The sequence below is a fragment of the Bacillus sp. EB106-04-02-XG92 genome, from assembly GCF_058791995.1.
Window position 1 is genome coordinate 1 of the sequence record NZ_JBYTEA010000024.1, and the last position, 14,608, is coordinate 14,608.

Here is a 14,608-nt window from a genome sequence, read left to right on the forward strand (position 1 = left end):
TAAAAAATACATCCCTATAAGGATGTATTTTTTATTTAATAGAAACATAATTTGAACTTACCGTTATAGAAAAAGCGACATCATAAAAATGGTGAACTTAATATTGTTCAAAGTTACTTATACTTATCCCCCAATTAATTGTGCACTATACGTTTAAACATATAGTATACAAATTATTACACTTACTTTTCTTCACCACTTGTTTGCATGGAATTAAACGTCCAATTTAATTTCAATGCATCTCCCTGAAATACATTTTGGTCTTCACCGCTATCTACGAATGTGAACATTACATAAAAGGTATCATCATCACCAGGAGCAAGTCCATTTCCTTCTCTGTCTACAACACCTTTTTGCACAAGATCAGGAATACTTCCGTTTTGCGTAGCTACCTTTAATTCAGATAATGTAGTAGACCATACTGGAACTTCATTTTTATCTAAATTCCACAAGAAATCAACACGGATATGATCACCAAAATCAGCATTTCCATTATCCCCTTTCGCATCGATTACACTGTAATCTGTCAGGAGTTTCACATCTCCTATTGCTAAGGCTCCTTTGTTAACTAATTGAAAACCACGCTCCATTTCATCACCTGGTTTCAGATTGTCGACATTAATAACAACTTCAGGATTCACACTCAAATCTAAAGTACCTGCTGCAAACGTGTTTTGTGATACTTCCTTATCACTGAAATACGCATATGTTCCCCCGCCAATTAAAGATAATCCTAGCGCTGCAGTTATGACACCCATACCAAGTTTTTTCTTCATACCCATTTCATAAGTCCCCCTATTTTTAAAGTTCAAACTACAAACCTTATTTCCATCCCACAAACAATAATAATTAAACAACTACCTTGTCCCATAACGAAAGCGAACTTAGTTTAAACAAATTACTTCATGTACCCAAACGACTATAACTTTTAAAATGACCGGTAATATTACCGTGAATCATTACCGGTCATTTGTTAGCCAATCTCATTTCATTTACTATTCATTGTCTGATTAGTTTATTTACTCTAAAAGTTTGTCCACTTATTTTTTGGGTTCTAAGCCGATAGAGCGTAAGATTTTATCTAACGTCACTGGCCCTACATTTTCTTTCGGTTTCTGATTTTCTTTGGCATCTGGACCCTTTTTCAAGAAGTTTTTCTCAATAAAACGAATATCCGTTTCATCTACAACACCATCTTGATTTATATCTCCATCTTTTACAGATACTTTTCCTTTTCCATATGACAGAGCTGCTATTCTAGCATCTTGAATATCCACCATTTTATCGCCGTTTACATCACCTGCAACGTTATCATCCATGTCAGCTCTAAAGTTTTGTCCCACTAATTCTCCATCCTGCATTTTCCCTATTTTTGTTGTTAATTTACTATTTAAATGACCTGGCATTTCTACGAAAATATCATATTCTTTATCGCTTACTGGAACACTATGAATCTCAAATTGCCCATTTTCATTAATCGTTCCTGTATATTTCTTTCCATCCTTGCCAACTGCGTACACTTTTGCTCCTAGTTTTGTATAGTCTTTCTTACCCAAATACCCCTCTTCATTCAAGAAAGCTTCCGGACCAATATATCCTGTAACCGTTGAATGTTTTGAAACAATAGCAAAAGATTTATCTTTAAACGCAGGAATCTCAATGCCTTCTGATGCACCAGCTTTTGTATAAGAGAACTTATCTACTCCAAATGCAGTTAAATCATTAAAGTATTCATCGTTCGTCATCTCGAATGTAACATCTAAAAATGGTGTATCTCCATCTAATCCTTTAAATTCTTTTCCTTCCAATGATGCGCCAACTTTCACCTTGTTTTCCCAAGCTCCTTCTTCATTTATCTTCGGATCTTCTAATTTAAGGTTCAGTCCATGTTGTTTTACATATTCCGTAAGTGCTGGATTTGGTTTCACATCTGCAAATTTAAATAACTGCTTGTAATAAGGAATTTCAAATGTACCTGACATAAGCTGTTTTACATTATTAAGATTCAATGTTAACGTAATTTTCTCTCCTAATTTAATTTTATCTTTGTTATAACTTGGAACAGCGTATTCTGTCCCTTCCTTTACAAAGACATAATCTTTATATCCAGTTGCCATATTCCCTGCAGTTGCGAGGTCATATCCAAATAATTTTAAATTTAACGGTTCATTTATTTCCTCTGGAAGTACCCCAAATTTAAAATCACCATTTGCTTGAATTGTATTCAACCAACCTGATGGGAAGGCTGAGTTTTGATAATAAACGATTTGATTCGCTTTTTGATCATACTGCAAACCTTTTGCCTTTAATGCATCTACTGTAGAATCATAAATATTACCATGCACCCATAATGCACGCTGGCCGTCTTCTTCTTTAAACATAGAATCATTGACTTCGTGAATACCAGGTTGTACATCCTTAAATTTCATTTCAGGTATTACATTATCAATGATTATGTTATCGCCTTTTGTATACGATTTTCCTTCTTTATCATATCCAACAAAGTTTAATTCGTAATCTCCATCAGGCAACATAACAGGTTTATCCCCAATTGGATGAGTTGGATCTCCTGTAAATGGAAGTATATACCCTCCCATACCAGAAAACATCATATATTCAACATTCGGTGTTAGACTATTTGCATTAAGTGTACCAACGACTCCTAATGCCTTCCCAGTCTTTCGGTCCTTCACAACTGCATCAATGGTTTCAAGAGGACTATTCAATTTAAATGTCAACGGCGAACTTGGTCTTTCCATAAACGGATGGAATTTAAAAGCATCTGTTGCCATTGCATCTCTCAGTAAATCTACAGACGCAATCCCTTTCTCTGTGAATTTAACCGCAAATGGTACTTGATATACTTCTTTTTCATTGTTTTTATTTGAAATATGAATATAACCCTCATATCTACCAAATTCAGCGTTTTCCGGAATGATAATTTCAGGACTAAGTTCCCCTGATGTACCAGGGGCTACTTTAATAGAATCTGGTACGTTTAGCTTCACACCATTCTTCGTTGCATCTTGCACACCTACACTTGTAGGTGAAAATTCTACTTCTAATTTAAACTCTTTCTCATCTGTTTTACTGCTGTTCTTAATTAACACTTTTCGGCTATCTTTAATAGGCTCAGTTTCAATTTGATTTTTATACCCAAATGCAATAGAACCTGTTTTTTCTTCAATTTCTACTTCTTCTTCATCTACAACGTTTGATGTTTTATCAATAACCTCAATAGATGTATCTGCATGAACAGCACGATATGCATCAATTCTTCCTGATCCCACCTCAAATACAGAACGCTCTTCTTTTAAATCAACTGCGGTATTCATAAGTGCTTCTTTTACTTCAAATGGACTATAGTTTGGATGTTCCTGTAAAATCAGTGCCGCAACCCCTGCAGTATGAGGAGTTGCCATAGATGTACCTGACATACGTCCATACGCTACCGGATAATTTTCTCCATCCTTTGGATCATTAATATATTCAGGAACAGTTGAGAAGATAGACACACCTGGTGCTACAATATCTGGCTTAATATCATCTGTTTTAGTTGCAGGACCACGGGAGCTGAAATCAGCTAAGTGATCTCCCTCTGTTTTTATATTACTAGGCTCACCGAATGTTAAAGCCACATCCCCTTGGGCAGCTTTTGCTTGTAATTTCTCACCATCTACTTTTGTTAAGCGGAACGATGGAATAGATGAAGTACTTTCCCCAAGATAACTTGTAATGTCCCCATCTACATTGTTGTATACAATTACTGCCTTTGCGCCTGCTTCCTTAGCATTTTTAATTTTTTCATCAAATGTAATCTCACCGCGTTGGATAAGAGCTAACTTCCCTTTTACATCTTTCCCTGTAAAATCACCTGATTTTCCTAGCCCCGCATATACAACCGATAAGGATTGTCCTTTCAAATCTTCAATCTTATCAGTAAAGCTTTTTCCAAGTAGCATCATCTTATCTACATGTACATCACCTGCATCGGCGGAAAACGTTGGAATAGTCATTGCAGCGTCACTGGCTCCAACTGTAATGGGAAGTGCTGCTGCACTAGGTGATCCAATGGTACCTTCTTCCGGACCACTATTACCAGCTGCTACTACTGTAACAACACCAGCTAACATCGCGTTGTTCACTGCGACAGAAGTAGGATATAAAGGATCATTAATAGATGCTCCTAGTGATAAATTGATAACATCCATATCGTCTTTCACTGCTTTATCAATCGCAGCAAGGATACCACTTGTTTGACCACTTCCATACGGCCCCAATACACGATATGAATATAAATCTACATCTGGAGCAACGCCCTTAACCGCATAATCTACATTATTCTTTTTGTCTGCAGAAATTGTCCCAGCTACATGAGTACCATGGGATGTATAATACGCACTTCCATTATAAAACTCAGGATAGCCTCCAGAATTTTGCCAATCCTTATACGTTGTCTCCATTGGATCAGCATCATTATTCACAAAGTCCCAGCCTTTTATTGAGTTCGGATCTATTTTGCTTGGATCCTCACCTTGTTTTGCACGATACCCTTTATATGCATCTTTCAAATCTGGGTGGTTGTAATCAATACCTGTATCCAGTACACCTACCTTAATTCCTTTACCTGTTATTTTTTCATCATGCAGCTTGTCCACACCAATTTGCGGTACACTATCTGCCATTTTCGGTTCAACAGCAGTCTTAGCTGTTTCTTTCGGCAAATCAATTTTAACCTCATGATCTTCCCATACGCGCTTAACGATACCGGTACGAACTAAGTCCTCAATCATATTCGCTGGTAAAGAAATCGCTACACCATTAAAAGCATTCTTATACTCTCTTGTTATTTTTGCAGATTTTACATTTGTCCCTTTCTCTTTATTTTTTTGAAGCTGTTCAAGCTCTGCTTTAAATCCTTTATGTGATGCTTCTACCTTTTGCTCCGCATTTGAAAGAGCTAACTTTTTTCCTTTAGCCGCTTGTTTTAATACCTCAATTTTGCTAGGTGCTTGCTTAAATTCTATAATTACATTCACATTATTAGGACTTGTTGTATTGATACCTGGTGAAATAACAAAACCTGGTTTTGTATCTAACGTTTTTAAGGCATTACGTTGTTCCTTTGTAAGGCCTTTTAAGATAGCATTTGCATCATCAATTCCAGTTAAAGTAGATGTATTTACCTCTTCCGCTAATACGTTATATGGAATTCCTTGAGACAATAACATTCCAGCTGTTAACGTTCCAATAAGAATCTTTCCAAATTTCCCTCTTTTCATATTGCATCTCCCCATTTTTAATATTATTTTTTGAAACAAATTGATTCTTAGATTCCCATTTAGCATTGGAAACTCTATTAATCTTAATCTTTTGTATCATGAAAGATTTCCAACACTACAACCATCCCCATACCTCATATAGCTAATCACTCACTTTACTCTTTCTATAAGAGCCCCCCATCATTTATTTTCAACAAAATATTTTTACAAAATGAATTATTAACAAGGTTAAAATGTAAGTCTATTTTCATTATTTCACATTTAGATTATTCTGAAAATTGAACAAAAGGAGTATCTTTTCTCTAAGGATTCTATGCCTACATAGTACAAAAGAACTATCTTGTCCTTTATTCTTTGTGATACAGAATAAAGCAACACGATAGTTCTTTGAAAGATTTCTTATTTAATCTAGCGGAACCAATTGATTTCGGACTGCATAAATCACTGCTTGCGATCGACTTTTCACATTTAGCTTTTTAAAAATTTTATTGATGTGAATTTTAACTGTTTTATCACTAATATATAAAACTTCAGCAATCTCTTTATTACTAAGTCCTTTTACTAGTTCAAAGAGAATTTCCTTTTCACGTTCCGTCAGTTCATTTTCATTTGATTCTACTTTCATTTTTTGCTGATGATATGTAATTAATTTTTTAGTCATACGCGGATGAATAACTGAATCGCCTCGATATAACATTCTAATTGCTGCTACTACCTGCTCTGATGAGGAATCCTTCAATAAATAACCATCAGCACCGGCCTGGAGTGCATCCATTAAATACTCATCATGTTCATACATTGTAAACACAAGTACTCGGCAACTCGGATAATTTTTTTTCACTAATTCTGTAGCTTCAATTCCATTTTTCCCTGGAAGATTAATATCCATCAAAATACAATCTGGTCGGCATTCTTCTACTTTTCCCAATACTCCATCCCCAGAGCTAGCTTCTCCAACCACTTTCATATCAGATTCATCCTCTAGTATGCTCCGAATTGCATCTCGTAAAAAAGCATGATCATCTACTACTAATATTTTAATCATTTTACGCACCCCTTGTTTGTGAATCTGGAATTAACAGTGTAATTTCTGTCCCTTTCCCTACAGAACTATCAATCTGTAAAGTAGCCCCTAATTGGTCGGCTTGTTCATTCATATGTAATATACCATAATGTGGCTCATTCTTTGTTTTAACCATAGACTCAAATAGTGAAAAGCCAACTCCATTATCCTTAACCCTTAAAAGCACGTGCTCACTTTGATAACTGAGTAAAACATCAGCCTTTTTTGCTTGTGCATGTTTTACAATGTTTTGCAAACTCTCTTGTAATGTATCAAATATAACTCTTTCTTTTGAAAAACTAAGCGCACGTGCATGACCTCTTTCATGATAGGTAATGTCTAGTTCATATTCTTGTTTTAAAGATTTTATTTTACTTGCTATTGCCTGCTTAAGGCCTAATTGTTGTGTCGGATATGGTTTTAAAGCATAAATTGAATAGCGAACTTCTCCTAGGCTTCCTCTTAAATCTTTTATGCTTTTCTCTACTACTTGCTGCATATCTTTTGGTTTATCACGGTATTTTTTCTGTGCAGATTCTAGTTGGAATATCACCCCGGCTAATGTTTGCGCAATACCATCGTGAATTTCACGGGCGATTCTATTTCTTTCTTCTAAGATCATTCTTTTTTCCTGTTCAGAAATCAATATCCTTGTTTTAACAACGTTAGCTAATTGGTTAGAAAATGTAGCTAACGATTGTACATCTTCCGGAAAGAAACCCGCATTTCTACTTTTCCCTGCAACAAACATTCCGACTAATTCATCATTTACTATAAGAGGAAAATATACAAGTGAGCGTATAACACTATCAAATATTTCATCTCCAGTAGCCGTACCAATTTTCCAATCATTAAATACAAGATTTTTAGAAAGCTCCTCAAACGCCCTGAACTTTTCTGAATCATCAGATATATCGGAGCGGACTTTCCCATCTTTTAATAGAATATTCCAGTTCCCATCATCTTTTGTCCATATTACATATGCTTGTATGCCAAAAAACCCTTTAAGTGCTTGTTTAATATGTTTCAAGTTTCCTCCAGTTAATCCTCGACTAATTTCGGTTGTAATAAGAAATAACTCATATAATCGTTCCTTCTCCATCCTTATCCGTACAGAAAAAGAACTAATAACGGAAGTTGCTACAAGTGGAAAAAAGAAAAACAGTACTGTAATCTCGTTTACTTCCACACTATATGTACTAATTAATACGTGCATCAGTGCCGCATAAGAGAAACCAAAAGTTTCGCAAAGAAATACCGTTACAGTTTTTTTATACCACTGATGAATTGAATATGGCTGCGGAAGGAGCATCATTAACAAATCGTAAAAACGATTGTTAAAAAAACAAAAAAACACACAAAATAATAACAAAGATATTAAATTTTCATATAGAACTGACATATCAATCTTATTAATTAATAAGGACATACATTTGTTTGAAAACCATTCGGCCAAAATCAAACTAAGTGCATGCTGAGTACTATTAAATAACATTCTTTGTATCGGTGAACGACGATGCAGGTGAATAATTAGCGTTACGAGTACAATAGCAATAATAGTTATATGGATTCCAAACTGCCAATTCATAGCGTAAATGATCGGAAAGGTAAGCGAACTAGTTCCTCTCCAAAATCGTACAGGAAAATACTCTGCAATCCCCATAAATAGTAACAACAATATTAGTATTGTTGGATGAGAAGGGATTTTAATTTCAAGTAAAGATATAGTTATAGTAACCAAACCAAGAAAAGAAATAAAATAAAGATAAGTACTAGCAATCTTTTCTCTCATAAAGATAGAATTTACATCTTTCAAAACAACCCCTTCTTTCTTTATAAAAACTTCATTTTCTCTATTATCCAACAAAAAACCGGCACTGGCAAAATGGAAGAATATCCACTAGCCAATCACCGGCTGTGTACTGCACCTAAAAAGGCAAGACACAATACTAGTATATATCAGTTCGTAACATTTACCCACTAGCCAAATGGTGTAATTATACATACTTTTAGACTTAGGTCTACTAGTACAAAAGATGTATACAAAGTTTTAATTTTGATTCACTAAAATAATTCTAAAAAATAGGAAGTCAACCGTAAATACCTACGTATTTATTTTATCCAAGTCTAATTAACATATCGTTTGATTATCGATAGCAAGATTAAAAATACCCCCTACTGTCAGAAAAAAAACTCCTTTTTCTTTTAGTTATTTGCGTGTCCCGAATATAACAGTAAGGAATTTATATATCCGTATTTTGGTGTACTTTCATTTGAAATGCAAATACTAATACATTGCAACTTCATCGCTTTCTTCATGTATCCCTTTATATAAAGAGATAACGTAGTGGAACTTTTTTATAAATAGTTAATCCGTCAGTGAAAATTCACTTGTGAAAAAGCAGATTTCTGTAGAGAATTTTGCACCTTTAGCTAATGTAGTTACCTAACTTATTTCCTTTATCACCCAGGCGTTCAAGTCCAACTAGTGTAAAAGTATAACTTCTCTACATGGCACCCTCTTCTGAATCCCACACTTCAATAAAGTCAAAACCTTTTAATTCACTCTCTAAAATTGCATTTTTAAATTGATCTGATACTAAAAGATAGTTAGGATGTACCTTCCCATTTATATTCAATTTAAAAACTGGTTCGTACTGGACAACATAAGGAATGCATACAAATTTTCTGCATCCTAAAATTTCCCAAATCATAAAACAGAATATTTTATATTAGTTCCTAATTGTTTAGAACCGGTATGGGCAAATGTTAGGAGATTGAACTTCACAAAATTTATTGAGGAACTTTGGGACATTTCTGAAACTAACGAATTTACAATTGCTGATAAGAGCACGGGACAAATTGTACAAGTATTCTCTGAGGAAGAATATTATGAAATTCATTTTGAGTGTTGCAACATTAATCCCATTGACTCTTCAAAAAATTAAAATTGGTATTAGAAATTTAATCCTTGATTAGCTAAAGGCCTTTCAAACTTTTTGAATAAATTAGTATAGTAACTAGGGTAAAACAATTAAAAAAGCAATAAAAAAATATATAATATAACAGAGCATCCACTTAAAGGATGCTTTTTTGCAACCCTTACTTTGCAAAAAAGGTAGTAATGGAAGTCTTATTTTAACCGGGTATTGATTTTAATAATAGAAGATAGTCATCTTAGGGGCTAATCTAAATTTAGCAAAAGTTTTAAAGCATATCCCTCCTATTTCAAGTCCAGTACCATTGAAAGACCGATTTGCTTTTGCTGGTATAAATCCACTTAAAAATGAAAGACCTACAATTCAAAATTTAACAATAGAAAGTTTAAGAAGAGAAAATATTATTGATTATTCAGGTTATTTTTACTTTGGGTTCATTTTTATAAAGTGAAGCTTATCAAACGCTCAATTTGTAAAAGGAGCTAAAAATACATATACCAGAAAATCAATGAACAGACTGCAAATCCAGATGTTTCTTGATAAATCAACTAGCAGGATTATATCAGCATTTACAATCTACTAATAGAAGGATAAACACCTACAAAATATATCTCTAAATTTTGTAAAGAATCTTTTAATATATTACTGATTAGCTTACCTGAAGAATTTTCTTTAGATAGGGATTTGCCAACCTTTCTTGTTTACTATCAATCATTTTTTGAAAAATTCTTTGTTTAAGGGCTACTTTAAAACCTTAAGTTGATGGACATGTGGCGGACCCCTACTAATATTCTTGCTTTTAAATTAATTTCAGTATATTATATTCATATGATAATATAGGAATTATGGTATACTGAAAGGGATCAAATCTATTTGTAAGATTTAAATCCTTTTCAAAGATAAAAAATGTATTTTTAATATAAATGAAAAATTTTTAATAGAAGTTTATTTACTTTCAATAATAAAAGGTAGTGTTCTAAAACATAGAGAAATAAGGCACCATATATGGTACCTGACAAACTTGAGAGGTTTTGTATGTAGTTTGCTCATTACAGATAGATAAACAAAAGAGCCTTACCTATCTAGGCAAGACTCTACTAGTTTAGTTATATAATATTTACATAACAACTAAGAAACTAAAAACATATAGCACCAAGTAGCAGAACCCTAATACTCCTCCTACAGCTAATACCTGTTTAGCCCAACTTTTAATTTTCAGATTACTGTAAATCACTTGTACTCTTTCCATATTTCCTCCTATTAGGGAAAACCCTTAAAGATTCACACCTCGCTATGATACCATTAAAGAATGACTAATAGAGCCTAATTTTTGTCTAAACGTATAAATATGCAATATTGCATACGAAAATGTATTGTTATAAATGTAAACGCTTACTATAATAAGAGTATAAAGATTCACACATCTTAATACAAAAACAGAGGAGAGAATAATATGGAAATCGCAATGGCAGTTTTAAAATTTATAGGTGGAGCAATACCATTAATTCAAGAACTTCTAAAAGCATTTATGTAATTTCATGATTTAGCAATTCTTTATAAATATTATCATACAAATGATCTGTATATCAAAGATAAATTGATTTACAGATCATTTGCGTGAGCAAGGTACCTTTAATATTATTGAGGGACTTTTTTAATTTTTTAAATACTTAAGGTTACGTCACATCAAAATCAAGTTAGCAAAACAAAATGAAACATACGCCACCCATTCCTATGATTCTACAAAAAGAATAGCGTATTTTTCATTTTGGAGCATTATAAAACTTTAACTTGATAGTGATTGAGTAACAGTTGTGATTTAGACATAAGATAAGATTATATAAAGATTATCCACCGATATGTGGAGGATGAAGAATACACTTGTGATATTGAAACGATTGAATTAAAGAACTTGATATTAGTATGGTTAACAGAATGTGAAAATTACTTAAAAAATCATGATCTTAGCTAAACAAGACCAAGCCCTCTCCTCTTCAGGACGGTCTTGTTTACGTTCACATACAAATTATTATTTGTATTGTTTCATGGGTTCCCTTTTAAATTATATACGTCCCTGTATATCCAAAAACAAAAATATAGTAAAATACATTTATAAGTTCGTTTAATACTTAAATCTATTGAGAACAGGAGGTCTGTATATGAATAAAAGGCTTAATGTGTTAATGAAAATTACGCCTTTCCTAAGTGTACTTTTTATCTTAATTGGAATATCTATGGCAATATTCGGTGCATTAGATCATAACCACAAAATGTTTATGGGTTCACTATTCATAATTGTACAAGCTGCACTTGTAATTACATATACTAAGATGTTTAAAAAAATTGGTTTCTAAAACTTTGAATACCAGCTGAAATGTTCAGTAGATATACTTATCATTTCAGCTGTATTTTCCTATTCAAATAAGGATTTCATTAAAAACTTACATGTATATATTTTTCGTTATATAATTAAGATATCGATATATTAGGAGTGTTAATCATGTCAGGAACGATAATGATTTTGTTATACATTTGTTTCGGATTAAGTGCAGTTTTCAGCTTAATAAAAGAATTGAAAAAGCCACAGAAAAACCAGTTCTTGATTTTAGTTGATTCTCTAATTTTGCTAGGAGCCTTAATACTAGTAGGTAGTATCTTCATCTAAATTACATAACAAGAACTACATTAGGGAGCAAAGCAGTCTAGCAAAAGCTAACTGCTTTTTTATTAAATAACTATTTTATTAAATTTCATATATACAATCGCTTGTCCATTTCATTTGGCTCTACCCACGCATTTACTATTAGTAATACGAATTTTTCAGAGGTGCATTTTATTGGACGAGTTTTTATCCTCCGCTGCATTAAATCCAGGTTCAGTCGGACCGACATTTCCACCTATGCAACCTTTTCAATTCCCTACAGGTCCCACTGGTTCAACGAGTGCTACAGGGGCCAACCGGTAACACTGAGCCTTATTGGCAATACCGGACCACCTGGCATTGTTTTGCTCACATATGACTTTAAATCTCTCATAATACGTTTTGCGTTTCGGATACTCCCCATATCATGAATACTAATTACATGTCTTCTTGTTGCAAACTGTAGCTTTCTAATCGTAGCGAGTATTACCACATAATGGGCGATGTTCATGTGATTCTGTATGTTCATGTTTATCCATCTCATATTCTTTTAGATGTTTCCACTTGACCTTGTCGTCAATATATAGAACTTGCAGTATGATGGAGTTTTCCTTCATATATATCTTCCTAGAATAAATTGCAGTTTCTCTAATCTAGATTGATCTACACCACTACTTCTGATGCAGTAAGAGTCGGTAAACGAAAATCGAGCTTGCATTCTCCATCTTTTTTACACCCCTTGGCAAGATTTCTCCTGTAGGATATTACATACAGCAGACAATACAAAACCAAGTGCCCCTTCAACGAGTGCAATGTCCAGTGAATAAAAATATTGAGCTCACCAATGGAGATGCTCTTATTAGCATAATGAAGCATAAACATTAAAGAGGTTGCCCAAAAGTAGCTATTCAGCTATTTTTGGGCAACCTCTTCTTTTTTATGTGCTTCTGCTTGACTTGACCAAAATAACAAGTAAAATTATCCATATTAGCTTTTAAGCTATATTAATTTAGAAGGTGAGTTGGAATTATGACTCTTCACATTTGTGAAGTAACCGAAAAAAATTGGCGTTCGGTAGCTGCTTTAAACGTCGCAAAAGACCAGCAGCAATTTATTGAAAGCAATTCGTTTTCTCTAGCAGAATCATTATTTGAGGGAAACGGAACGTCAGTAGGTTTATACGATGGAGAAACACTTGTGGGATATGCAATGTACGGATGGTATTGGGAAAAACGTAAAAGCGTATGGTTAGATCGCTTTATGATTGACCAACAATATCAAGGGAAAGGATACGCAAAACGTTTCCTTCGCATACTCATTCAATTCTTACAACATAAATTTGAATGTAAAATAATTTATTTAAGTTTACATCCAGACAATAAACTCGCAATGGGATTATATGAATCATTTGGCTTCCGTTTAAATGGCGATATTGACGACGACGGCCCAGTTGTAGGTGTTGTAATGGAGTTACTATTAGATGAACATACAAGCCTGTGAAAACAGGCTTTTTATAATCCTTCGTTTTTTGCAATCTAGCATGTTTCTACAAAGCACTTAATTAAGTCCAAAAATAAGCCTGCAATATACGCAGACTTATTTCACACACTCCTTGAAATGTTCTTGGAACCATTCTTTATTAATATCTTTTCCGATAAACACGACTTCACTTACTCGTTCTTCGCCCTCTTGCCACTCTCTATCGTATGATGCAGCGAAAAGTGTATGCACACCTTGGAAAACGATACGTTTATCTATCCCGTCAATCGATAAAATTCCTTTATAGCGATATAAATATTCACCTAGTTCTTGAACGACAGCTGACATCCACTCATTTAGTTTTTGTAAATCTAACGGACGCTCTTCACGTAATACAAACGACTTTACACCTTCTAAATGATTATGCTCTGTATGAGGATAAATTTGTAACGTATCTTTCGTTTTAAACGTTTGAATTTGTAGTAACGATGGAATATTCACATCACAGTTAGTAGCCTCGATTAACTTTGCAGTCGGATTAATTCCTTGCAGTTCATGTAAGAGATTTTCTTTCTCACTTTCTTCAATTAAATCTAGTTTATTTACTAAAACAACATCAGCAAACGCAATTTGCTCTTTTGCTTCTAATCCTTTTTCAAAATGTTTATGTATATGATAACTATCTACTACTGTTACAACACCGTTAATTTGGTATGCAGATTGAATAACAGGATCTAAAAAGAATGTTTGAATAATCGGACCTGGATTTGCAAGACCCGTCGTTTCAATTACTAATCCATCAAAGTCCATTTTCCCTTCTGTTTTTACTTCCAGTAATTGTTTTAAAGCGACGAGTAAATCTTCACGTACAGTACAACATAAACATCCATTCGTCATCTCCATAATCTCTTCTTCAACATTCATAATCAGTTGATTATCAATACCAATTTGTCCCATTTCATTTACAATCACTGCTAATTTCTGACCGTGATTCTCTGATAAAATACGATTTAATAATGTCGTTTTCCCTGATCCAAGAAAACCAGTTAATATTGTTACTGGAATCATTCCCTACATCTCCTTATAGCTATATGTTTTTACATTATAGCATATAGAGAAAATCGTTTTTGTAGCAAAACATATTTATTGTATGTCTGAACCTGTAACTATATAATAATATGTAGTAAGAAAGCCTTTTCAAAAT

The 14,608-nt window shown here is 33.6% G+C and carries 10 protein-coding genes and 3 pseudogenes; 6 read left to right on the forward strand and 7 right to left on the reverse strand.

Going from position 1 to position 14,608, the window contains the following annotated elements:
- Nucleotides 1-182: 182 nt before the first annotated feature.
- From AC3WVA_RS28560 to AC3WVA_RS28580, 5 genes and pseudogenes are all read right to left on the reverse strand, one after another.
- Nucleotides 183-782 carry a TasA family protein gene (locus AC3WVA_RS28560; RefSeq protein ID WP_492322410.1) on the reverse strand — a complete coding sequence of 200 codons (600 nt, stop codon included), beginning with the start codon at nt 780-782 and terminating at the stop codon, nt 183-185.
- Between the two features lie 258 nt (nt 783-1,040).
- Nucleotides 1,041-5,282, reverse strand: coding sequence for a S8 family serine peptidase (locus tag AC3WVA_RS28565; protein ID WP_098346465.1), 4,242 nt, complete (start codon nt 5,280-5,282; stop codon nt 1,041-1,043).
- A 403-nt stretch (nt 5,283-5,685) separates the two neighbouring features.
- Nucleotides 5,686-6,327 carry a response regulator gene (locus tag AC3WVA_RS28570; RefSeq protein WP_048527415.1) on the reverse strand — a complete coding sequence of 214 codons (642 nt, stop codon included), beginning with the start codon at nt 6,325-6,327 and terminating at the stop codon, nt 5,686-5,688.
- A gap of 1 nt (nt 6,328) precedes the next feature.
- Nucleotides 6,329-8,161, reverse strand: coding sequence for a GAF domain-containing sensor histidine kinase (locus AC3WVA_RS28575; protein WP_098346464.1), 1,833 nt, complete (start codon nt 8,159-8,161; stop codon nt 6,329-6,331).
- Between the two features lie 691 nt (nt 8,162-8,852).
- Nucleotides 8,853-9,047 (reverse strand): annotated as a pseudogene (locus tag AC3WVA_RS28580) (imm11 family protein); the annotation flags it as partial.
- On the opposite strand from AC3WVA_RS28580, the pseudogene AC3WVA_RS28585 reads away from it, so the two are divergent.
- From AC3WVA_RS28585 to AC3WVA_RS28605, 5 genes and pseudogenes are all read left to right on the forward strand, one after another.
- Nucleotides 9,045-9,293 (forward strand): annotated as a pseudogene (locus AC3WVA_RS28585) (hypothetical protein); the annotation flags it as partial. The pseudogenes AC3WVA_RS28580 and AC3WVA_RS28585 sit on opposite strands and share 3 nt — an antisense overlap.
- 1,339 nt (nt 9,294-10,632) lie before the next feature.
- Nucleotides 10,633-10,818: pseudogene (locus tag AC3WVA_RS28590) on the forward strand (hypothetical protein).
- Between the two features lie 625 nt (nt 10,819-11,443).
- Nucleotides 11,444-11,638: a hypothetical protein gene (locus AC3WVA_RS28595; RefSeq protein ID WP_098346463.1), complete on the forward strand. Its 195-nt coding sequence runs from the start codon at nt 11,444-11,446 to the stop codon at nt 11,636-11,638.
- A 146-nt stretch (nt 11,639-11,784) separates the two neighbouring features.
- A complete protein-coding gene (locus AC3WVA_RS28600; protein WP_000017081.1) occupies nt 11,785-11,949 on the forward strand; it encodes a hypothetical protein in 165 nt (54 codons plus the stop codon).
- A 171-nt stretch (nt 11,950-12,120) separates the two neighbouring features.
- On the forward strand, nt 12,121-12,249 hold the full coding sequence (locus AC3WVA_RS28605; protein ID WP_239661301.1) for an exosporium leader peptide-containing protein: 129 nt from the start codon (nt 12,121-12,123) through the stop codon (nt 12,247-12,249).
- Here AC3WVA_RS28605 and AC3WVA_RS28610 read toward each other — a convergent pair.
- Nucleotides 12,230-12,436 (reverse strand): hypothetical protein, encoded by a 207-nt coding sequence (locus AC3WVA_RS28610; protein ID WP_321191680.1) that lies wholly within the window; start codon nt 12,434-12,436, stop codon nt 12,230-12,232. The genes AC3WVA_RS28605 and AC3WVA_RS28610 overlap by 20 nt on opposite strands.
- Nucleotides 12,437-12,954: 518 nt before the next feature.
- Here AC3WVA_RS28610 and AC3WVA_RS28615 point away from each other — a divergent pair.
- A complete protein-coding gene (locus tag AC3WVA_RS28615; RefSeq protein WP_048527410.1) occupies nt 12,955-13,425 on the forward strand; it encodes a GNAT family N-acetyltransferase in 471 nt (156 codons plus the stop codon).
- A 96-nt stretch (nt 13,426-13,521) separates the two neighbouring features.
- On the opposite strand, the gene AC3WVA_RS28620 is transcribed toward AC3WVA_RS28615, so the two are convergent.
- The gene (locus tag AC3WVA_RS28620) at nt 13,522-14,472 is read right to left on the reverse strand and encodes a CobW family GTP-binding protein (protein ID WP_098346461.1); all 951 of its coding nucleotides are present in this window, start codon (nt 14,470-14,472) and stop codon (nt 13,522-13,524) included.
- Nucleotides 14,473-14,608 lie beyond the last annotated feature (136 nt).